This is a genomic window from Cytobacillus sp. OWB-43 (assembly GCF_034651445.1).
GTDB classification, from domain to species: domain Bacteria; phylum Bacillota; class Bacilli; order Bacillales; family Cytobacillaceae; genus Cytobacillus; species Cytobacillus kochii.
The window spans coordinates 1,013,693-1,037,457 of record NZ_JAYEFF010000001.1 but is presented as its reverse complement, the minus strand read 5'-3'; the positions used below and the strand labels follow the sequence as shown (position 1 = coordinate 1,037,457).

At 37.7% G+C, this 23,765-nt stretch carries 17 protein-coding genes; 15 read left to right on the top strand and 2 right to left on the bottom strand.

Going from position 1 to position 23,765, the window contains the following annotated elements; all coding sequences use genetic code 11:
- Positions 1–78 precede the first annotated feature (78 nt).
- The 7 genes from hutU to U9M49_RS05045 all read left to right on the top strand — a co-directional run bounded on the left by hutU (position 79) and on the right by U9M49_RS05045 (position 8,935).
- Positions 79–1,755 (top strand): urocanate hydratase, encoded by a 1,677-nt coding sequence (hutU, locus tag U9M49_RS05075; RefSeq protein ID WP_322909427.1) that lies wholly within the window; start codon positions 79–81, stop codon positions 1,753–1,755.
- 22 nt (positions 1,756–1,777) lie between these two features.
- The gene (hutI, locus tag U9M49_RS05070; RefSeq protein ID WP_095373151.1) at positions 1,778–3,076 is read left to right on the top strand and encodes an imidazolonepropionase; all 1,299 of its coding nucleotides are present in this window, start codon (positions 1,778–1,780) and stop codon (positions 3,074–3,076) included.
- 78 nt (positions 3,077–3,154) lie between these two features.
- The gene (locus U9M49_RS05065) at positions 3,155–4,486 is read left to right on the top strand and encodes a YjiH family protein (protein ID WP_322909426.1); all 1,332 of its coding nucleotides are present in this window, start codon (positions 3,155–3,157) and stop codon (positions 4,484–4,486) included.
- A gap of 74 nt (positions 4,487–4,560) precedes the next feature.
- Positions 4,561–5,760 (top strand): DHH family phosphoesterase, encoded by a 1,200-nt coding sequence (locus U9M49_RS05060; protein WP_307313672.1) that lies wholly within the window; start codon positions 4,561–4,563, stop codon positions 5,758–5,760.
- 201 nt (positions 5,761–5,961) lie between these two features.
- The gene (locus tag U9M49_RS05055; RefSeq protein ID WP_322909425.1) at positions 5,962–6,906 is read left to right on the top strand and encodes a hypothetical protein; all 945 of its coding nucleotides are present in this window, start codon (positions 5,962–5,964) and stop codon (positions 6,904–6,906) included.
- A 227-nt stretch (positions 6,907–7,133) separates the two neighbouring features.
- Positions 7,134–8,321, top strand: coding sequence for a D-alanyl-D-alanine carboxypeptidase family protein (locus U9M49_RS05050; protein WP_322909424.1), 1,188 nt, complete (start codon positions 7,134–7,136; stop codon positions 8,319–8,321).
- A 143-nt stretch (positions 8,322–8,464) separates the two neighbouring features.
- The gene (locus tag U9M49_RS05045; protein ID WP_095373682.1) at positions 8,465–8,935 is read left to right on the top strand and encodes a DUF523 domain-containing protein; all 471 of its coding nucleotides are present in this window, start codon (positions 8,465–8,467) and stop codon (positions 8,933–8,935) included.
- 129 nt (positions 8,936–9,064) lie between these two features.
- Here U9M49_RS05045 and U9M49_RS05040 read toward each other — a convergent pair whose 3' ends face one another.
- Positions 9,065–10,687, bottom strand: coding sequence for an ABC-F family ATP-binding cassette domain-containing protein (locus U9M49_RS05040; RefSeq protein WP_322909423.1), 1,623 nt, complete (start codon positions 10,685–10,687; stop codon positions 9,065–9,067).
- A gap of 390 nt (positions 10,688–11,077) precedes the next feature.
- Here U9M49_RS05040 and U9M49_RS05035 point away from each other — a divergent pair, with 390 nt between their 5' ends.
- From U9M49_RS05035 to U9M49_RS05005, 7 genes are all read left to right on the top strand, one after another.
- Positions 11,078–11,206: a hypothetical protein gene (locus U9M49_RS05035; RefSeq protein ID WP_263624167.1), complete on the top strand. Its 129-nt coding sequence runs from the start codon at positions 11,078–11,080 to the stop codon at positions 11,204–11,206.
- 677 nt (positions 11,207–11,883) lie between these two features.
- Complete coding sequence (locus U9M49_RS05030) at positions 11,884–13,011, top strand: sensor histidine kinase (RefSeq protein ID WP_322909422.1); 1,128 nt, start codon at positions 11,884–11,886, stop codon at positions 13,009–13,011.
- A gap of 11 nt (positions 13,012–13,022) precedes the next feature.
- Positions 13,023–13,655 carry a response regulator transcription factor gene (locus U9M49_RS05025; protein WP_322909421.1) on the top strand — a complete coding sequence of 211 codons (633 nt, stop codon included), beginning with the start codon at positions 13,023–13,025 and terminating at the stop codon, positions 13,653–13,655.
- Between the two features lie 205 nt (positions 13,656–13,860).
- A complete protein-coding gene (locus U9M49_RS05020; RefSeq protein ID WP_322909420.1) occupies positions 13,861–14,793 on the top strand; it encodes an ABC transporter ATP-binding protein in 933 nt (310 codons plus the stop codon).
- 19 nt (positions 14,794–14,812) lie between these two features.
- Positions 14,813–16,075: an ABC transporter permease gene (locus tag U9M49_RS05015; RefSeq protein ID WP_322909419.1), complete on the top strand. Its 1,263-nt coding sequence runs from the start codon at positions 14,813–14,815 to the stop codon at positions 16,073–16,075.
- Positions 16,075–17,178 (top strand): ABC transporter permease, encoded by a 1,104-nt coding sequence (locus U9M49_RS05010; RefSeq protein ID WP_322909418.1) that lies wholly within the window; start codon positions 16,075–16,077, stop codon positions 17,176–17,178. Before U9M49_RS05015 ends, U9M49_RS05010 begins: the two co-directional genes overlap by 1 nt.
- Before the next feature lie 742 nt (positions 17,179–17,920).
- The gene (locus tag U9M49_RS05005) at positions 17,921–18,676 is read left to right on the top strand and encodes a MerR family transcriptional regulator (RefSeq protein WP_322909417.1); all 756 of its coding nucleotides are present in this window, start codon (positions 17,921–17,923) and stop codon (positions 18,674–18,676) included.
- Positions 18,677–18,717: 41 nt separating this feature from the next.
- On the opposite strand, the gene U9M49_RS05000 is transcribed toward U9M49_RS05005, so the two are convergent.
- A complete protein-coding gene (locus tag U9M49_RS05000) occupies positions 18,718–20,202 on the bottom strand; it encodes an aldehyde dehydrogenase family protein (RefSeq protein WP_322909416.1) in 1,485 nt (494 codons plus the stop codon).
- Positions 20,203–20,754: 552 nt separating this feature from the next.
- On the opposite strand from U9M49_RS05000, the gene U9M49_RS04995 reads away from it, so the two are divergent.
- A complete protein-coding gene (locus tag U9M49_RS04995; RefSeq protein ID WP_322909415.1) occupies positions 20,755–23,565 on the top strand; it encodes a hypothetical protein in 2,811 nt (936 codons plus the stop codon).
- The last annotated feature ends 200 nt before the right edge of the window (positions 23,566–23,765 follow it).

Genomic DNA, 23,765 nt, shown 5'->3' with positions numbered 1-23,765 from the left:
TAAATAATCCAATATTAATAGACGGTTTATTCTGAAAATTCTAAGTTAAAATAAACTTATGAATGAGTTGGAGGGATAATGATGGAAAAAGTGAAGAGAGAAATTATTAATTATACAGGTAGTGAACTTCATGCAAAAGGTTGGATTCAAGAGGCTGCTATTCGTATGTTAAGAAATAATTTAAATAAAGAAGTCGCAGAAAAGCCTGATGAATTAATTGTATATGGCGGGATTGGTAAAGCGGCTCGAAATTGGGAGAGCTACGATAGTTTGATGGAAACTCTTCACCAGCTTGAAAATGACGAAACATTGCTTGTGCAATCAGGGAAACCTGTTGCGGTTTTTAAAACACATGAAGATGCACCCAAAGTATTAATTGCCAATTCTAACATTGTTCCTGCATGGGCAAATTGGGATCACTTTCATGAACTAGACAAAAAAGGTTTAATAATGTACGGCCAAATGACTGCAGGTAGTTGGATATATATTGGCAGCCAAGGAATTGTGCAAGGAACGTATGAAACATTTTCAGAACTGGCAAAGCAACATTTTAATGGTTCTTTAAAGCAAACGATTACACTTACATCGGGCCTTGGGGGTATGGGAGGGGCGCAGCCATTAGCAGTGACAATGGCTGGGGGTGTTTGTATTGCAATAGATAAAGATGAGACGAGAATAGACCGAAGATTAGAAACAAAATATTTGGATAAAAAAGTTTACGATATGAAAGAAGCGATTGTGCTTGCACAGGAAGCAAAAGCAGAGGGAAAGTCACTGTCAATTGGCTTGCTTGGAAATGCAGCTGAAATCCTCCCTCAAATGTTGGACGACGGTTTCATCCCTGATATATTAACAGATCAAACATCCGCGCATGATCCGTTAAATGGTTATATTCCAATTGCTTATTCAATGGAAGAAGCAGCCAAGTTAAGAATTGAAAATCCACAAGATTATGTTCAAAAAGCTAAGAAGTCAATTGCCATTCATGTGGCTGCTATGCTTGAAATGCAGAATAAAGGTGCGATTACATTTGATTACGGTAACAATATTCGTCAAGTCGCGCATGATGAAGGTGTGGAAGATGCTTTTGCCTTTCCAGGATTCGTCCCTGCTTATATTCGTCCACAATTTTGTGAGGGGAAAGGCCCTTTTAGATGGGTAGCACTTTCGGGAGATCCAGAGGATATTTATAAAACAGATGAAGTCATCTTAAGAGAGTTTGCAGATAATAAGCATTTATGTAACTGGATTAAAATGGCTAGAGAAAAAATTCAATTTCAAGGGTTACCTTCAAGAATTTGTTGGTTAGGTTATGGCGAAAGAGCAAGGTTTGGAAAAATAATTAATGATATGGTTGCATCTGGTGAATTAAAAGCACCAATCGTAATTGGGCGAGATCATCTTGACTCAGGCTCTGTTGCCTCACCTAATAGGGAAACAGAGGCCATGAAGGACGGCAGTGATGCAGTAGCAGATTGGCCAATTTTGAATGCTTTAATTAATAGTGTTGGTGGTGCTAGTTGGGTGTCAGTACATCATGGCGGTGGAGTAGGTATGGGCTATTCCTTACACGCTGGCATGGTGATAGTTGCTGATGGAACGGAACAAGCAGAGAAGAGATTACAGCGAGTGCTAACAACAGATCCTGGTATGGGTGTAGTTCGGCATGCTGATGCTGGTTATGATCTTGCGAAACAAACGGCCATAGATAAAGGCATTCATATACCAATGTTGAAGAGGGGTACCGAAAAATAATCAATAGAGGAGAGGTGAGGTAATGAGCTCAACTTATTTGTTTATAAAGCATGCGAATGAACTACTTACATTAAAGGGACATTCACAACAACCAGCAGTTAAAGCAGCAATGAATCAATTACACGTCATTAATGATGGGGCGATACTAATGAAAGATGAACAAATAGTCGCCATCGGTGAAACAGATGAATTGCTCAGCCAATTTCATCAGGAAATAAATTTAGCAGAGATAATTGATGCGAGTGGTAAAGTGGTCATGCCTGGATTAGTGGACCCACATACACATTTAGTTTATGCAGGGAGCCGTGAAGAAGAATTTAATATGAGGTTAAATGGTGCCACCTATATGGAAATCATGAACAACGGAGGTGGCATTCATGCCACCACAACTAAAACGAGAGCAGCGACAATAGATGAATTAAAGGAGGAGAGTATAAAACGGTTAGATCGCTTTTTAATACACGGTGTAACAACGATTGAAGCAAAAAGTGGCTACGGCCTTGACTGGGAAACTGAGTATAAGCAATTGTTTGTAGCTAAAGAACTCAATCATCTTCATGCAATCGATATTGTCAGCACCTTTATGGGCGCACATGCCATACCTGTAGAATACAAGGAGCGTCCAGATGTTTTTATTGATCTAATCATCGATGAGATGCTCCCGCTTGTGGTAGAGGAAGAGTTAGCTGTTTTTAATGATGTATTTTGTGAACGAGGAGTGTTTACGCCTGAACAATCGAAGAGGTTACTGTTAGCTGGTAAAAATCTTGGATTAATACCAAAAATTCATGCAGATGAAATTGAACCGTATGGTGGAGCAGAATTAGCAGCAGCAGTAGGTGCCATATCAGCTGACCATTTATTGAAAGCATCAGATGAAGGGATTAAAAAAATGGCGGAAGCAGGTGTCATTGCTGTTCTTCTTCCTGGTACAGCCTTTTTCTTAATGGAAGCAGCAGCAAATGGTCGTAAAATGATTGATGAAGGAGTAGCAGTTGCTTTGTCTACAGATTGTAATCCTGGTTCCTCACCAACAGCTTCATTACCTTTTATGATGAATCTTGCTTGTATGCATATGGGCTTAACGCCTGCTGAAGCGATTTACGCGGCAACAATCAATGCTGCCCATGCGATTGGGAAGGGCCATGAGATTGGCAGTCTGGAAGAAGGGAAAAAGGCAGATGTTCTTATACTTGATGTACCTAATTATATGCAAACGCAATATTTATATGGAATGAACCATACGCATTCGGTAATTAAAGCTGGAAGAATAGTTATTGACAATGGTGCCCTAGTAACAAACAAGCTTAAAAGTCACTAATAGTAAGGGAGAGATTGGTATGTGCCAGTCTCTTTTTATAAAAAATAACATTTAAAGGAAGATAGGATGTGAGGAAATATGGAAACTGAACTGAGTAATCCAAAAACCAAATCTCAAATGAAAAACGCCAATAGTCATGTATGGAAGTTTTTCATATACAGTATGATTGGTATATTTATGTTTTTTATTCCGATAACATTGAACGGGCAATCTTCCATCATGATCGATCATATTGTGAGTGGGTTGCGCCACCTTCTAGGTAATGTTGTTCCTTATTATTTGCTATTGATTATCATGATAGGAGGCCTATATCCTTTTATAAAAGGTAATTGGAAAGAAACGATTGTGACAACAGTATTTTCCTTCTTAAAACTTTTGGGTGTAGTTATTGCATTTATGGTTTATTTTAACTTGGGTCCCGCATTCATATTTGACCCAAATATGGGTCCTTTTTTATTTAATAGTCTTGTTACGCCTGTCGGTTTATTAGTTCCAATTGGTTCTGTCTTCTTAGCTTTATTAGTAGGCTATGGTCTGCTTGAATTTATCGGAGTGATAATGAAACCGGTTATGAGACCGATTTTCCAAACACCTGGACGGTCTGCGATTGATGCCGTTGCCTCTTTTGTCGGTAGTTATTCTGTCGGTATTTTAATTACTAATCGTATCTTTAAAGAAGGTAAGTACTCAATGAAAGAAGCAGCAATTATAGTGACTGGGTTTTCCACTGTTTCTGTTACTTTTATGATTGTCGTGGCTAAAGCGTTAGACTTAATGTCTATGTGGGCGATTTATTTTTGGACATCCTTCATAATTACATTTGTAGTAACAGCAATTACGGTAAGAATTTGGCCAATTAGAAACATGTCAAATGAGTATTATCAAGGTGTGAGGAGAGAGAAAGATGCATATGATAAACCTCTGCTAAAAACTGCGTGGAAAGAAGCCATGAAAGCTGCTGCTTCAGCACCATCAATATTTGAAAATGTGAAACAAAATTTAAAAGATGGTGTATTAATGACGATGTCCATTCTGCCTTCAATTATGTCTATTGGGCTTATTGGCTTGGTATTAGTCGAATACACGCCAGTTTTTGATTGGCTTGCATATTTATTTTATCCATTTACAGCTATATTAGGATTACCAGAAGCAATGCTAACAGCAAAAGCGACATCGGTTGGGATTGTTGAAATGTTCTTACCTTCTATGGTAGTGACAGAAGCCGCTTTGATGACAAAATTTATTATTGGTGTTGTATCTGTTAGCGGCATTATTTTCTTTTCGGCTTTAGTTCCTTGCATTTTATCAACTGATATTCCTATTACCATTAGGCAAATGGTGATTATTTGGTTTGAACGAACAGTGCTTGCTCTTATTCTTGTTACACCTATTGCATACCTTCTGTTTTAATTTAATGCCCTGCGGTTTCATGCAGGGTTCTTTTCATATATAATAGTACTAACTCTTTTGGGAGAGCATACATATTGAAATATTCTAGAACAGCGGGTGAAGTAATGTATAAATTATATTCTCATAACGACTTAGATGGTGTTGGTTGTGGTATTATAATCAAGCTAGCATTAGGAGAAGAAGGGCAAGTTTATTATAATTCTGTCGGAGGCTTAGACTATAAAGTCGAGAAGTTTTTTTCTGAAAAGGACCATAAAGATACCAAGCTTTACATAACAGACTTATCGATCAATGAAGATAACACGAAAAGAGTAGATGATTTTGTCAATCAGGGTGGTCATGCACAACTAATTGATCATCATAAAACGGCCCTACACTTTAATGAATATGAATGGGCTACAGTAACAGTACAATATGATGATGGTAGACAAACTTGTGCTACGTCATTATTATATGAGTATTTTGTTGAGCAAAAAAAACTATCTCCAAAAAGGTCCATTGAACAATTCATTGAATTGGTTCGACAATATGATACTTGGGAATGGGACGAAAATAATAATGTAAAAGCGAAGCAGTTGAATGATTTATTTTATATGTTTTCTATAGAAGAATTTGAAGAAATGATACTGCAAAGATTAAAAACCGCAGATGATTTTGAATTTGATGAGCTTGAAGCGAAATTATTATCAATGGAAGAAGCTAAAATTGAACGCTATATTAAGCGTAAAAAAAGAGAACTTATCCAAGCGTCGATTGATAAGCATATTGTTGGTGTTGTTCATGCGGAATCTTATCATTCCGAACTCGGCAATGAGCTGGGAAAAGAATACCCTCATTTAGATTATATTGCAATTCTTAATACGGGTGGTCGCAAAGTCAGCTTCAGAACGATTCACAATCACATTGATGTTTCGGCTGTTGCAGGCACGTACGGTGGGGGTGGTCATGCGAAAGCATCAGGCTGTACGATGAATGAAGAGGCGTTTAGAAAATTTGTTGTAGAATTATTCACAGAAGAATCATTAAAAATTGATGCACCTAAAAATAAATTCAACCAAAAAGAAAATAGCCATGGTACGATTTATGAAGGACGCTCTGGTGACATTTATCGTATCTACCAAAAACAAGAGCAGTGGAAAATAGAAAAGAATCATCAAGAAAATGCGACAGTATTTAAAGATTTCCAATCGGCAGTGAATGCAATTAAGATAGCTGATTTTGCTTGGTTAGCGAAAGATGATGTATACGATAATTATATGAAAAAGAATAAGTAAGTCATAGCTCCTCGAAAAGATAGCAAACCTTTCGAGGAGTTTTTTATTATGATTAATCATTGAATGAAAAAAACCTAACGATAAAATTTTTTTGAAAAATTTGGGGTAAAGCATCGCTTTTGAATGCTTGGTTATAATCTTCCAAATTTATGGTGGGGTGCCAATATCTTGTGTATAATGAGCGAGAGGGGGGAAGAGAGAATGTTGTACTTATTTATAATTTTATTTATCATCATGATTCTCGTATTTGCCAAATTCTTAAAACCGACTGTAAAACCTTTAAAGGAATTGCCAATCCCGAATAATCTTGGTTTAGTTCAGCCGATAGCACATTCTTTAGTTCATCAAGTAGAGAATTCATTTACTGAAAGTGATAAAAGGCAGTTAAGAAATCGTGTGCTAAAAGAACATCCAAAATGGAAAGATCATGAATTTGATTGGCTTTTCATGGAATTGAAAAGATATTTCTTTTTATGTAGCTTGTTTAAAACAGTACCCATGTATAGTAGCAAAGTAGATGCATTATGGCATGAAATGATTTTGTTTACACAAAAATATGCTGATTTTTGCCAGCAATTATTTGGTCAATATTTACACCATACCCCTAACATTGGAGGCAATCAATCTGCACATAATGAAAGAGCATTTTTTGACTTTTTGTATTTAAGTTATTTCCAACCATCTGAGAATAGTGTGAAAATATGGGGATCTTTTATGAGAAAACCTTTGCACCCGCAAATTATAGCTGATTTTAAAGCTTTAAGTGAAAAAGAATTGTTAATGACTTATTTTCGGACTCATTCTAAATGGAAGAATATCCAATTGGAATTAATTCAATCGATAAAAGAAAATATTAAATTAGCAACTGATTTTCATGAAAATCAAGAAAAGAGTTTGCAATCAAAGTCCGTATTTCCCCACCAAAGTATTCTTTTTATAAGCATTTATTTTTCAATGTATGATTATGACAATTTTGAGGAAGCGGTAAGTAGTTATTTACCTGAAGAGATAGCTAAGAATAGCTTTACTTCTTCTTCATGTAGTGGTTTTGCCTGTGCTAGTGATGCATCGTCACCTTCCAATGATAGTTCTTGTTCTAGTGGTGATTCAGGTGGGAGTTGCGGTGGAGGCTGCGGCAGTAGTTAAAATCATATAATTAGTAAATTAGGGCATCTAAATAAAGGATGCTCTTTTTTATGACAAAAAATTAGGTGCGTAATAAGTTTAGTTCTGATCACCAGTATTAGTTAAGTTATTACAAAATACGACAATGTTCTTTCAATTATGTAACAATTTGTTATCATCTTTAATTAAGTCTAATTTTTTTGGTACAATTCAATAGGGTAAAAAGCACTAGAAATGGAAGTGGATGAATGAAGAAAAAATGGATGATCATCTTCCTATTCCTCATGTTATTAGGTACACAAGCATATGCAAAGGATGATGAACCAGAAATTGTCAGTGAAACGGCAATCGTTATGGAAACAGAAACGGGCGCTATATTGTATGAAAAAAATGCAAACACAAAAATGTATCCAGCAAGTTTAACTAAAATTGCAACCGCTATTTACGCAATTGAAAACGGAAACTTAAATGATGTGGTTACCATTTCTAAAGAAGCAGTAGATGTTGATGGGACAAAAGTATACTTAGAAGAGGGCGAGCAGGTAACTTTAAAAAAGCTCGTTCAAGGAATGCTCATTAACTCAGGTAATGATGCGGCAAAGGCAATTGCCATTCATTTGGAAGGTAATGAAGAGAATTTTTCGAAAAAATTGAATGCTTACATGCGAAATAAAATAAAAGTGACCGAGACTCATTTTACGAACCCCCACGGATTATTTTCCGAAAACCATTATACAACGGCAAAGGATATGGCAATCATCACAAATTATGCTATGAAAAACGAGACCTTCGCTGAAGTTTTCGGTACTGTAGAATTAAAATGGGATGGTGAATCTTGGGATACGACACTCATTAGCCATCATCAACTCCTAACTGGACAAAGACCGTACGAATGGATTACTGGTGGGAAGACTGGATTTGTCAGTGAATCTAAACAAACACTCGCATCTACTGCAGATAATGGGAAATTGGCATTAACAGCGATTGTTATGAAAGCAGATTTTAAACGTGATATTTATAAAGACACCAAAACCATCTTTGATTACAGTTTCTCTCATTATGAAAATAAAGAACTTGTCCCTGAACAAGAATATTTTGTTGGTGAAAAAGTGTTTCAACCGACAGAAAATAGCTACAAGGTATCTTTACCGATTGAAGGATTTACAGAACACTTAAATAATCAAGGTGTATTAGAAATCGTGGATAATAATGACAAAGTGATACAAGAAATAACTTTGGAAAGAGAACAGCCTAAACAAGAGGTAGCGAACCATCATACGATGAATGAAGCTAGTGATGATACTGAGAAGGAAAATACGACTCTTATTATTTATATTGCTATAGGCTCGGTTGCCATCATTTTGATAGTGGTTTTCTTATTTATACGAAAAATGAGGAAACGTAACCGATATGATATCCATAATAGAAGATGGTAGGAAGGAAGCGCAGTAACTTTACTGTGCTTTTTTGCTTTTATATAGATGTGAGTAAATGTGAGAATATAACTTTAAAAAGAAAGAATTATGTTACTATTATCAATAGAAAAGATTGTTTGGGACTAACAAATGGCGGTGAAAACATGATAGTAGTAAGTGCATGTCTAGCAGGAATGAATGTAAGATATAATGGATCTAATAGTTTAGACGAAAGAATCCAGAAACTTTTATTAGAGAATCAAGCGATGACTGTTTGTCCGGAATTACTCGGAGGTTTTACGACGCCAAGAGAGCCAGCTGAAATCGTGGGCGGAGATGGTGAAGATGTATTAGACGGAAAAGCAAAAGTGATCGAAAAGTCAGGTAAGGATGTTACAAAACAATATATCAACGGTGCATATGCTACATTAAAAAAAGCTCAAGAGTTGGGAGCAGATACAATTATCCTTAAGGAAAATAGTCCATCATGTGGTAGTTCAGTTATTTACAATGGAGAATTCAAAGGGGAACAAATAGTTGGTAATGGTGTCACAACAGCCTTATTAAGAAAAAATGGTTTTAAAGTCATTTCGGAAAATAACTTTAATGAATATTCAATACTTGAAATTAACTAAGGATATATTTATGTATTTTTACGTAGGTGTTTGTTATAGATACAACTTTGAGTGTCCTCAGGTATTCGCGACTTTACATATCCATTTAAAGAAGCTGGTAGCCGTATATGGCTACCAGCTTTCTTACAATTATGCCTGATACATTTTGGTGATTTGCTTTTGTAGCTCATCGTTTTCAAGGTATTCATCATAAGTTACTTGTTTGTCTACGATACCGTTTGGTGTGATTTCAATAATTCGGTTAGCAATCGTTTGGATAAATTGATGGTCATGTGATGCAAAAATCATCGAACCTTTAAAGGCAATTAAACCATTATTTAAAGCGGTAATGGATTCTAAGTCTAAATGGTTAGTAGGTTCGTCAAGTAAAAGTACGTTTGAACCACTTAGCATCATTTTTGATAGCATACAGCGAACTTTTTCTCCACCTGACAGCACGCTTGCTTTCTTCAATACTTCTTCACCTGAGAAGAGCATACGACCTAAAAAGCCACGAAGGAAGCTTTCACTTTCATCTTCAGGAGAATATTGACGGAGCCATTCGACTAAATTCAGCTCACTATTTTCAAAGAAATTTGAGTTATCCTTTGGAAAGTAAGCTTGAGAAGTTGTTACCCCCCATTTAAATGAACCTTCATCTGGATCCATTTCACCCATCAGAATTTTGAATAAAGTTGTTTTAGCAAGTTCATTTGTACCCACAAGGGCAATTTTATCGTCTTTATTCATAATAAAGCTTATATTATCAAGCACTTTCACACCGTCAATTGTTTTTGATAGTCCATCTACTCTTAATAAGTCGTTACCAATTTCACGGTCAGGTGAAAACCCTACATACGGATAACGTCTTGAGGACGGTCTAATGTCATCTAAAGAAATTTTATCAAGTAATTTTTTTCTAGATGTTGCTTGCTTAGATTTTGACGCGTTCGCACTAAAACGAGCAATAAAGTTTTGTAGTTCTTTAATTTTTTCTTCTTTTTTCTTATTTGCATCCTGTGCCATTCTTTGTGCTAATTGACTTGATTCATACCAGAAATCATAGTTACCGACATAAATTTGAATTTTACCGAAATCTAAGTCAGCAATATGAGTACAGACTTTATTTAGGAAATGACGGTCATGAGATACAACGATGACTGTGTTTTCGAAGTTAATTAAAAACTCCTCTAGCCATGCAATTGCTTTAATATCCAAGTGGTTCGTCGGTTCATCTAGTAATAAAACATCAGGCTTTCCAAACAATGCTTGAGCAAGCAATACTTTTACTTTGTCTCCACCTGATAAATCAGCCATTTTCTTCATATGCAATTCTTCTGGAATGCCGAGACCTTTAAGTAAAATAGCCGCTTCGGATTCTGCTTCCCAACCATTTAACTCAGCAAACTCACCTTCTAATTCAGCAGCTCTCATACCATCTTCATCTGAGAAATCTGCTTTCATGTAAATAGCATCCTTCTCTTGCATTACTTCATAAAGGCGTGCATGACCCATAATAACCACTTTTAATACTTCATATTCTTCATATTCAAAATGGTCTTGCTTTAAGACTGCAAGCCGTTCCCCTGGTCCTAAGCTAACATTCCCGGACTGTGATTCAATTTCGCCAGATAAAATTTTTAAAAAGGTGGATTTACCCGCACCATTTGCGCCGATTAAACCATAGCAATTGCCAGGTGTAAACTTAATATTAACATCTTCGAATAATTTGCGATCGCCATAGCGGAGACCTACGTTTGTAACAGTTAGCATTAATTATATTCCTCCATGCATCATAATCGATAAAATTATAACATTAACTCAAGTCACAGTGTTAATCTAGATCATATTTATTTGAAAAACATGAAAAAATAGAGGGATTTTACCCCTTTAAAGCGAATATAAATACATATGGTTTGAAATGAAATTGTTGAGGTTTTGTCATAATTCTAAAAGGGTAAGTAATGATAAAATAGACAATGCGATGCGTTGGACAATACATACAAGCAAGTTTTCACTTTATCCAACAAAATCATAATCCTTTTATACTTTTTTCACAAAAAAGTTATAAAAGAAGGAAAAAAATAAAGGATTGTTCATAGTTTTTTCATAATTATCCTTTAATATATAAAGTATAAAGGCAGGAAAAAAGGAGTTTTATAAATGGAGAAAACACAGATCGTAGATTTAGTGAACCGTTTAAAAAAAGCTGGTATTAAAGTGAGCCTTACAAAACCAAGATCATTATTAACCATTCAGCCATGTAAAGCAATGCCATCTGCTTCTAATTAAGGATAAGCAGGGCTACTACATATGATTAATCGATTTTAGAGGTGAGTGTATCACCTCTTTCTTTTTTGTTTAATGATATTTTTTTATGTATAGACCACATTTCGGAGATTTTGTAAGGTAACTTTAGAGTTTAAATGGGAAAGTTACAATATTTTATTTATAGATAATTTAATCCTTTAATGTGAAGAGCATGTTAAAAAGGCGCCTTATTATTCAAGACAAGCGCCCGAATACTGAAACTAGTTACTAAAATGCTGTGCCACCAATCAGTTAAAGAAAATCAAATAAGGCGAAGACTAAATGTGTAGTTATTTCATTATTTGTTCAAGTACTTGGACTTTGTACACTTTTGCTAAAAATAAACAATCCTTTCCCCTACCTCCACATTACTTGAGTGGTTGTTCACCAGTCGTATATTACTCAAATCTATAGGTATAAAATATTCCACCTTATATGTCACGAAAAATACATTGGCGTTTCCAGTCAATTTATCTCTCGCCGCTTGCTTAGTTAAGTTCAAAGACCAAAAACCAAAAACCATATTTCTTCCCCAATTCCAATAACTGATCCTTTCGAGAAACAACGTTCTTCTTCTTTTAGATATATTACCTTAGATAATTGTTATCTAAAACCCTATTTGGTACGATATATTCATTGGAAGGAAAGGGACAATGTGTATGAACTTATACTGGATATGGTTGTTGTTTAATGCAGTTGCTTGGAGTTTTGCTATTCTAGGCTTTTCAGGTGATTTGTCAGAGATCACATGGCGGCTATTTGGTTTATCACTTTTTTTTATACTGTTTTTTTTCATGCCGCTTGTTAAGGAAAAGCCTGTCATTTCCACCGTGTTAATTGCTATTAATGCAGTGATTTCGGTCATTATATTATTCCCGCAACAAGGAGAAGGATTTAATCTGTTTCTGCTGTTGATTTTATCCTTGTTAATTGGAGAAGCCTATTATCAGCTGTCAACTCGTCTTGCTAGTATTATTGTAATTGTTTGTACTATAGGAGTTATTTTTATCATATTAAATAAGGATTTCTCCGCAACTGAAATTAGTTTTATCTTGCTGTATTTAGTTTTTCTCATTGCAGCGATCACGCTTTATAAACAAACAAAGAACGAGAAGGATGATTTTTTCCTTAGGTATGATGTGCTACTCAGTGAATATAGGAGTTTAAAAAGGCGTGTTGCCTCGGAGGAAGAATCAGCAAGGCAGGAGGAACGTACCCTAATTGCACATGAAATTCATGATTCTGTAGGTCACAAACTTACTGCGCTTCTCATGCAAATGGAAGCATTCAGGTTAACGGCAGATGAAAAAGATCAGGAGCAGATCCAGTCTTTAAAGTCCCTAGCAAGTGAAAGTCTTGAAGAAACGCGAAATGCGGTGAAAGTGTTAAAGAGCAATGAAATTGGAGGACTTCAGGGCATTTTACGATTAATCCGTAAGCTGGAAACGGAGAGTTTTATCCGTATTCAGTTTTCAGTCAAGCATGGGGCGTTTACCGTACCGCTTACAGGTGAACAGTCTTTTGTCATTTTTCGTTCTGTACAGGAAGCACTTACGAATATTATGAAACATAGTAATGCTAGAGAGGCTGAGATTTCGTTTGAAGCTCCAGGGGGCAGTGTTTTTCGTTTTGAAATCACCAATCCGGTGATGAATAGTTATCGCTTTGAGGAAGGATTCGGATTAACCTCCATGCGAGAAAGGCTTGAAAAAATCGGCGGTCAGTTAGAAGTACAGAAAACGGAAGAGCAATTTATCGTTAAGGGTTTTATAAAATTAGCAGACTAGGAGGGGTAATGTTGATACGGATTCTATTGGCTGAAGATCAGGTGATGGTGCGGCAAGGGCTAAAGATGATGATTGAAACAGATGAGGAAATGAAGGTTGTCGGAGAAGCAAGCAATGGTAAGGAAGCAATCGACCTTTGTGAAAAGCATGTATTTGACGTAGTTATTTTAGACATTCACATGCCTGTTATGGACGGAATCGAAGCTGCTAAAATTATACAATCCCGTTGGAAACCATCAAAAATTTTAATGTTAACAACGTTTGATAATAACGAGTATGTGATGGAAGCATTAAAAATAGGCGTAAGCGGTTATCTATTAAAAAATGCAGATACCGATTCTCTCATTCGCTCTATCCGTAGTGCGCTAAAAGGTGGACTGAGTGTGGAAGATCAAGTTGCAGCCAAAGTGATGCCGCTTCTTCTCCATCGCCAGGAAGAAAAAAATCCAGATCCATCGCTGAATCCGCGTGAACGTGCACTATTAACTTGTATCGGTGAAGGGCTTAACAATCATGAAATTGCAGAGCGACTAGGTTTATCTGTCGGAACGGTGAAAAATAATACGAGTCAGATTTTACATAAATTAAATTTAAGAGACCGGACACAACTGGCTATTTACGCAATCCGCCATAATCTTGTCTGATTAACTGAAGAGAAGCAGCAAATAACTAGGCGAAAAATGAAAATGACTAAAGTCATGACCAATGATGATGAAAATGACTGAAGGCAGTGGTGACACTGTTTTTTTTTATGTATATTGACAATGTCAGGAGAGGATATAAGTATTAGAAAAACGAGCGTTACGTCAAGTTTTTCTGTGCTACCAACTTATACAGGGGTGTGTGGATATGATTGAAACGGTAAAATTAAGCAAAATATTTAAAGGAAAAAAAGCTGTGGATGAAATTAATCTTTATATAGATGAAGGAGAATCTATTGGTTTGCTTGGACCGAATGGAGCTGGCAAGTCTACAACGATTTCCATGATTTCTACTTTACTCAAGCCGACTTCCGGTGATGTGAAACTAAATGGCAAAAGTACCATTAAAAACCCGGGAGAAATCAGGAGAATCCTTGGTGTTGTTCCACAAGAGATTGCCTTATATGAAGAACTTACTGCTTATGAAAATCTAAAGTTCTTTGGTGAAATTTATCACGTCAAAAAGAATATCTTAGAGCAACGTATCCAGGAAGTTCTTGAGATGGTCGGATTGAAAAAACGTCAAAAAGAGCTGGTAAAAACATTCTCCGGCGGGATGAAAAGACGGGTTAATATTGCAGCTGCTTTGTTGCATCAACCAAAAGTTCTTATTCTAGATGAACCTACTGTAGGGATTGATCCACAATCAAGAAACCATATTCTTGAAACGGTGCGTAAACTAAATGAGGAATATGGAACGACAGTGCTTTATACGAGTCACTATATGGAAGAAGTCGAGCAATTATGCAAACGTGTCTACATTATGGATCATGGGAAAGTGGTGGCTGCAGGAAGTAAAGAAGAGTTATTAAGCATTTTGTCCAGTGAGGATATGATTCAAGTAACTTTGAGCGAGACGAGTGAGAGGGTAGTCGAGAAAGTGAAAGCTATTAACAACATACGTCGTGTAGATGTAACAGATAAAAGTTTACGGATTATCTCCAAAAAAGGAAGTAGTATCTTAAGTGATTTAGTACACGCGGTTGAAAGTGAAGCCATTCATTTAACGAATTTTCAAATGGAAAAGCCAAGTCTTGAGGATGTTTTCCTGCATATTACCGGTCGGACATTAAGAGATTAAGAGGAGGAAGGGGAGCCAAATGATTTCATTTTTTAAAAAAGATTTATTGGTTTTTTGGCGGGATCGTAAAGAAGTCTTGATTTCTATATTAGCGCCAATATTGATCTTGATTGTTCTGAATGTTGCCTTCTCCGGAATATCGATAGATGATACCGATGAATTGGATGTAAGGGCTGGTTTGGTTCTGGAAGATGATGAAGCTGCCGCATTTAAACAATTTGAAGAAACGTTACTGGAAATGAACTTGGAAGAAATGGAAATAAATGCAATGATGGACCAGGCTAAAACATTGTCACCAAGTGGGGTAATGGTATCGTTTTTTGAAGATCCTGAATTAAGTTCCTGGATTCATACCATAGAGATGAGTGAAGAGGAAGCGAAAAAACAGGTCAAAAACGGCGAATTAGAAGCCATTATTAAAATTCCAGCAGGATTTACGCATGATATGTTAAGTCAGGTAATGCTAGGGCAACCTGCAGATACAGCTATTCGTTTTCAAATAGCAGAGCATTCATTTGAAACGGATATCTTAGCTAGTGTAATCGATCATTATATCGAGACGCTCAATTTTCAATTGGCACTTGATGCGGTGACAGAAGATGAAGGAACAGAACTAGTATTACCGCAAGGAGGAAGAGACGTAATCAGCGAAAACATTGTTGAAATAGAACTTGCCCAATATTATACGATTGCGATGAGCTCACTCTTTGCGCTATTTATTGCTGCAACAGTTGCAGTAAAGACGGCAACGGAAAAAAGAGAACGCGTTTTCAATCGAATTTTATTAACGAACAGCAGTCCATTTTCGTATTTAATGGGAAAGGTAATTTCTACTTTCTTTCTGGCTTGGATTCAGTTAATGCTTGTGTTTATTGCAACTGATCTGATGTTGGGAATCTTCCCCGAAAAATTATCGGAATTTTGGCTAGGCATCATTGTTATTGTTACGTTTTTCTCATTAACTATTGCTGGGTTATCTGCGATTTTCACTTCGTTGACGTTAAGGATGAGTAATATAAATACAGCGAATGGACTGTTTACAATGGTCGTTATGGTGTTGGCTGCATTAGGCGGAAATTTTTTCTCGTTGGAACAATTCCCGAATTGGGTACAGGAATTGAGTCAATGGACACCGACTGGGGTAGCGATAGATTTATTTACGGAATTTCTGCAAAATGGAAATGCGATTTCTTTTGCCGTACCATTGGTGAAGCAATTTGGTTTTTTCTGTGGATTTTTTTCTCTCGGAATACTCCTGTTTCCTGAAAGGGGGAGGTCGTAATGTTTCCAGTGATGAAGGCGCAATTCAAGAAGGACATAAGAAGTCCATGGTTAGTCATTCTATTGACCATAGGAAGCATACTTTTTACGTTTATTTTCACGGATTTGCATGAACAAACAGAAACAACCGTTCCGATTTTTAGCCTTGAGCCTAATAGTAGAGAAGTGGAAGAAAAATGGGAGCCTCTGTTGAATGCAAATCAGGATTATGATTTTGTGATTACTGATGAATTAGAGGCACAGACAGATGTGGAAGATGGAAAAAGTGAGGCAGCGATTCGGCTATCAGAAAGTGATTATCAGATTATTGCAGCTTCCAATACTCAGGCGGTCCAATTAGTGGAAGACTATGTTCATTCTGTATTTACGAAAGAGGCGCAGCTCCAAGCCGCATCTGGAACAGGGAATGTTGACACCACACGAGAGAAAGTGAATGGTTATTTGGAAGAGGCTCCATTCCAAATGCAAACGGAATCCATTGAGGGTGGAGAAGTGCCTGAATATAATATGCAGCTCCAATTACTGTTTGGTTTCACCCTGTTTCTAGCCATGTTTACAATTGGATTTAAAGTGAATGCAGTAACTTCCGATAAAGTGAGTGGTGTATGGGATCGAATGATTCTCTCTCCTGTCAGCAAAACGGGGATGTATGCCGGCCATCTGTTTTACAGTTTTATGATTGGGTTTATGCAAATTGTAATTGTATTAGCGATTTTTAATTATGTGATGGACTATGATCTAGGACATAACTTTGGCATGATACTTACTGTCGCTGCTGTCTTTACACTCAGTATGGTGAGTTTAGCCATGTTATTTACAGGATTTATAAAAACGCCGGAACAGTTTAATATGATTTTCCCGTCCGTTATGCCAATTGTGCCGGTCATCAGTGGTGTTTACATGCCACCTGGACTGATTAGTCACCCTGTCCTCTCGTTCGTTGCCGATTTATTTCCACTCGTTCATGCGATTGAAGCCCTAATGGATATAGCCATCTTTGATGCCGGATGGCTTGAGATTACAATGCCATTAGTCCTCATGTTATTAATTGGAGTGATTTGTATGGGCGTTGGCGTAAATTTGATCGAAAGAAGGACGAAATAACTGAAGAGGTTGGGACATAAGTATTCTAGCTAAGGATTGATCCGAGTGATTAGGCGTATTTATCATCTAATCATTCGGATTTTTTGTCAGAAAGGAGTGTCTATAATGCAATGAATTGGACTTTTTTTACAAATGATGTTCATGTTCAAAGGGCATCATTTGTTATTGTTCGTTTTAAGGTAGTTCATTTAGTTATAACCCAGCCCCTTTAGTTTATCTTCGGTTATTTTCAAGTTCTATATCTTCTATTTTAAAGAGAACATGGTGTAATGATACAATTGGGTTTTAAGCTAAGTAAATTAGGCTCATATTAAAGGATGATTTAACTACCAAAACGCGTCATGGAAGAAATTATACGCTAAATTAACAATACTTTTACTAAAAGACCGAACTGTTCATAAAACCCAACTAGTTAGACTTTTGGGATATTACCTGACAGGCATCATCAATTCCTTTTCCCATAAAAAGATTTGAGTACATATAAAAGGATTCTTAAAAGCACTGACTTAAGATATTTAAGATTTATTGTGAATTTTTCTAGAGAACTTCCGCTAGTGGAGGAGGGTGTTACTCGCCATTTGGGGTTGAACATCTAATGACTGTCGTTTAAAGGGTCAAAAAAGCATATAAAAATATTGTTGCTTTGTATCCTGCATTAAAAGTGGTATTGAAAAATTTTTTTCATTTACTCTTGACCTTTACGCAACGTAAACCTTTATTGTAGTGACTAGGAGGTGAATTGATGCTCTATTCAATTAAACAAATGGCAGAAATGTCTGGTGTAAGTACACGAACTTTAAGATACTATGACGAAATTCATTTACTTGAGCCTGCAACAGTCAATGAAGCGGGTTATCGCTACTATTCAACAAGAGAAGTCGATCGGTTACAACAAATCTTATTTTATCGGGAATTAAACTTTAAATTGTCTGACATACAACAAATACTATCGTCTGAAAGTCAATCGATACAAAGTGTATTACATTCACATTATGAGGCGTTAATTGAAAAGAGGAATCATATAGACAGCCTCATTAGAGCAGTGGAACAGACGATTGCTTATCATAAAGGAGAGAAAGAAATGAGTAATGAAGAAAAATTTGCAGCATTCAAAAAGAAAAGATTAGAAGAAAACGAAAACAGTTTTGGCGAAGAGATTCGTCAAAAATATGGTGAAGAAACAGTCGATGAAGCAAATAAATCATGGCTGGGAATGTCTGAGGAAAAGTATAAAGAAATGCAAGAGGTAGAGGGGCAACTGATTGAAAGACTAAAACAATTCAATCAACAAAAAAATCAACAAAAAGAAGATGCGAAGCAAATCGTGATGTTACACAAAAAATGGTTACAATATACATGGTCGACTTATTCTTCTGAGGCACATAAAGGTTTGGCAGACATGTATATCGCTGATGAGAGATTTACACAATATTACGATGAAAAAGCAGGTGTTGGGGCTGCTCGACTTTTAAGAGACAGTATTTTAGCATATGCTTAAAAAAAGAGTAGCCATTTTTTGGCTACTCTTTTTATTCTATATTATTTCATTGAAATCCAGACACTTTTCACTTCAGTATAATTATCAAGAGCATAGGAACCCATTTCACGACCGATTCCAGACTGTTTGTAGCCACCAAATGGTGAAGCAGCATCAAAAGCATTATAACAGTTAACCCAAACAGTGCCTGCTCGAAGTTTATTTGCAATATAATGAGCATTTGCTACATCACGTGTCCATACTCCCGCAGCCAAACCATATTCTGAGCGATTAGCCCGATCAATAAGTTCATCCAAATCTTCATATGGCATTGCGGAAATAACTGGACCGAATATCTCTTCCTTAGCAATCGTCATGTCATCTTGCACATTTGCAAAGATTGTTGGTGAAACAAAATAGCCATCATCCTGTGGTTTCGTTCCTCCTACGACAAGCTCTGCACCTTCACTTACACCTTTTTCAATATAACCAAGGACTCGTTTTTGTTGTTCAGTTGACACCAGTGGTCCAATTTCTGTGTCAGCATGTATACCTGCTCCTTGTTTGATATTCTTAGCATGGCTTGCCATATCAGCCACTACATTATCAAATTGTTTCTTTTGAATGAACACACGAGAACCGGCACAACACACTTGACCTTGGTTAAACATGACACCATTTAGTGCCCCTGGAATCGCTTTTGAAAGGTCAGCATCAGGTAAGATAATATTAGGTGATTTACCGCCAAGCTCTAGCGTTACTCTTTTTAATGTTTTAGAAGCACTTGACATAATCGATTTACCGACTTCAGTAGAGCCAGTAAAAGCAATTTTGTCGACCAATGGATGATCCACTAATGGACTACCTGCCTTTTCACCAAATCCAGGAACAATATTAATAACACCTTTAGGGAATCCAGCTTCCTCGACTAGTTCTGCTAAATAGAGAGCAGATAGAGGAGTTTGTTCAGCTGGCTTTAATACAACCGTACAACCGCTAGCTAGTGCTGCACCGATTTTCCACATAGCCATTAACAATGGGAAGTTCCATGGGATGATTTGTCCTACTACTCCCACAGGTTCATGTCTTGTATAATTAAAGAATGGACCACTTACCGGTATCGTCTGTCCTACGATTTTTGTTGACCAGCCAGCATAATAACGCATATGCTCTACAGCTAGTGGGATATCGGCATTTGTTGTTTCTCTAATAGGCTTTCCGTTATCTAAGGTTTCTAATTGTGCTAATTCTTCACTATTCTCTTCCATTAAGTCGGCAAGTTTATAGAGAAGTCGACTGCGTTGTGCAGCAGAGATCTTTGACCATTTACCATTATCAAATGCCTCGCGAGCTGCTTTGACCGCTAAATCAATGTCTTCCTTGTCAGCTTCATAAACATGGGCGAGTACTTCACCTGTCGCTGGGTTATATGATTCGAATGTTTTGCCTGATTTGCTTTCGACAAACTCCCCATTAATATACAGCTTTTTCTTTCCACTTAAAAATTTCTCCACCTTTTCTTTCACACTTACAGTTAACTGACTCATCGAATTCCTCCTTAAAAATAGTGTCTATGTACTCTCATGGCTGGAATTGTTAAGCATAGAAACCGTTTACATGAATATAGTACCATTTTTTAAAATTATAAATCAACTAAGAAGATTTATAATTTTCCGTCTATATTCGACATAACATTTAATGAATATAAGAAAGAAGCTATTTATCGGACAGCACTAATGTAAAGGTTTAACATCGGAATTGATATCTATATGTATGCGTGGATTAACAGGTATTATATTCATCCTAGAGCCGTGTGAAAATACATTTGTATTCCAACAAGAAATGACTTTTTCAACATACTCATGAGCATATAGGAAAAGGTCTTTAATTCTATTTTTAGATTTTATGTCGAATTTTTTTATTTATTTCTTGTACTTTTAATTAAAATGCGACAAAATTTTATCATTTATTTAATCTCAGTTTTTTCAAAGATCAATAAATGTGCCGTTCCACTTTTGTTCCAAATTTCATAAATTAATTAGAAAGTTAATTTAAATTAAATTCACTTGTATTCTCTATAAAAAGGAAGGTGACAACCTATGCCAGAATTCTTTGATGGAATAATATCTCAAAATGCTTCCTATGCCAATTCTATAAACATTCCAACTTCATCTGCTTACCAAATTTGGGGACAAGTTGGCCTTAATGTTAGTGAAGCAATCCCCACTTCAAACATTCGTGTTCAATTTGACGGTATTATTACTTTAAAATTAAGTCCCACAGCCAGTACTTATACAAATTTTGTAGAATTAAAAATTGTTCGAGGGACTAATCCTAATGCTAATACTATTTTTACAGGTATCAAGACTATTGTTCTTAATGGTTCTGAGGACGGTCCTCAAGAGTACGCATTTTCCGCTTCAGATTACAATGTCCCCAAAGGTTCTGGGTTTTTAATATATACTGCCTATGTTCGTAATATTACTGGTGCAGTTAATTCAGATGTAACACGTGTTGGCCCAGAGAGTTTTAATGCGACAGCTAGTGGAATTACAGGTTTGAGTGGAGTTACAGGAGCCACGGGGGCGACCGGAGTAACCGGTGCCACGGGATCCACAGGAGTTGCAGGTATTACAGGGGCGACCGGAGCAATAGGATTAACCGGAGCGACCGGAACAACAGGAGTAACAGGAATAACGGGTACAACAGGAACGACGGGAGTAACCGGTTCCACGGGATCCACAGGAATCGCAGGTAACACAGGAATAACCGGATTAACTGGTCCAACAGGATCGACTGGAGTGACAGGATTAACCGGTGCTACGGGAGTCACCGGAATAACAGGTGCCACAGGGTTAACAGGAACAACAGGAATAACTGGAGCCACCGGATTGACCGGGGTCACAGGTAATACAGGTCCAACAGGATTAACTGGAACAGCAGGAGTAACTGGAGCTACAGGAATCGCAGGAGCTACGGGAATAACAGGAGCAACAGGAATCACAGGAGAAACCGGAATAACAGGAGCTACCGGGACGACCGGAGTAATCGGTCCAACAGGAGCAACGGGAACGACTGGAATAACCGGGGTCACAGGAGCAACCGGAGTAACAGGAGTAACAGGATCGACCGGATTAACTGGAACAACGGGAGCAACAGGAACGGCTGGAGTAACAGGAGCCACCGGAATAACAGGAATAACCGGAGCACCAGGAATCACAGGAACAACAGGAATCACAGGAGCCACCGGAGTAACGGGAGCCACCGGAATAACAGGAGTAACAGGAGTAACAGGAGTAACAGGAACGACTGGATTAACAGGAACAACAGGAATCACAGGAACAACAGGAATCACAGGAACAACAGGAATCACAGGAACAACAGGAACAACAGGAACAACAGGAGCAACCGGATTAACTGGAACAACGGGAGCCACAGGAACGGCTGGAGTAACAGGAGCCACCGGAATAACAGGAATAACCGGAGCAACAGGAACAACCGGAGCAACCGGAGTAACAGGAGTAACAGGATCGACCGGATTAACTGGAACAACAGGAATCACAGGAGCCACCGGAATAACAGGAACACCAGGAATCACAGGAGCCACGGGAATAACCGGAGCAACAGGAACAACAGGAGCCACCGGAATAACAGGAATAACCGGAGCAACAGGAATCACAGGAACAACAGGAGCCACCGGAATAACAGGAATAACCGGAGCAACAGGAATCACAGGAACAACAGGAGTAACAGGAGTAACAGGATCGACCGGATTAACTGGAACAACAGGAATCACAGGAGCCACCGGAGTAACGGGAGCCACCGGAATAATAGGAATCACAGGAGCCACCGGAATAACAGGAGCAACAGGAATCGCAGGAGCCACCGGAATAACAGGAGCAACAGGAATCACAGGAACAACAGGAATCACAGGAGCAACCGGAGTCACAGGAACAACAGGAACAACAGGAACAACAGGAATCACAGGAGCAACCGGAGCAACCGGATCGACCGGATTAACTGGAACAACAGGAGTAACAGGAGTAACAGGATCGACCGGATTAACTGGAACAACGGGAGCAACAGGAACAACAGGAATCACAGGAGCCACCGGAATAACAGGAGCAACAGGAATCGCAGGAGCCACCGGAATAACAGGAGCAACAGGAATCGCAGGAGCCACCGGAATAACAGGAGCAACAGGAATCGCAGGAGCCACGGGAATAACCGGAGCAACAGGAATCACAGGAGTCACAGGAACAACAGGAATCACAGGAGCCACCGGAGTAACGGGAGCCACCGGAATAACAGGAATAACCGGAATAACAGGAATAACCGGAGCAACCGGAGTAACAGGATCGACCGGATTAACTGGAACAACGGGAGCAACAGGAGCCACAGGAACGGCTGGATTAACCGGTCCAACAGGAATAACAGGAGCCACAGGAGTGACAGGAGTCACAAGTGCAACCGGTCCAACAGGAGCGACCGGAGTAACGGGAGCCACAGGAACTGGATCTCAATTATTTTTTACAGAAGTAGCTGGGCCAATTGCGCTAATAACTACTGGAACTGAAACGACAGTGGCTACATTAAATGTACCAACTACAGTTGCTCAAAACATTAAAATTGACTATGCGATATCAGTGGATGTAATTACTACGGCCAATGCTAATTTCACCTTCCAAATAAGGCTATATCTTAATGGGACTTTACTTGATACGCGTTCCGTTCAAAGAAGTGTTAGTTCGGCAGGTACATCAAGATTTCCTGTTGCATCAACCAATGTAAATACTGCTACTGTCACTGGAACTGCAACATATGAAATTAGAATAGCTTATACGGTAGCTTCAAATGTAACCTCTTCAAGTGCTTTAAATGTCGATATTAACGCAATACGCTTTCCGTAACAAAAGTAGATCAATAAAAGTTAAAAGCTATCCTTCAAATGAGGATGTCAACATGGGACTTACGGATAAATATAAGATAATAGAGGTTTGTTATAATGACGTTACAACTTCTTAATTTAAATCCTATGGTAAAAAGAATAGGAAGAAATAAGGTTATCCATATTTTTTACGATACTGTGTTTAATTATATGGGTTCAGGA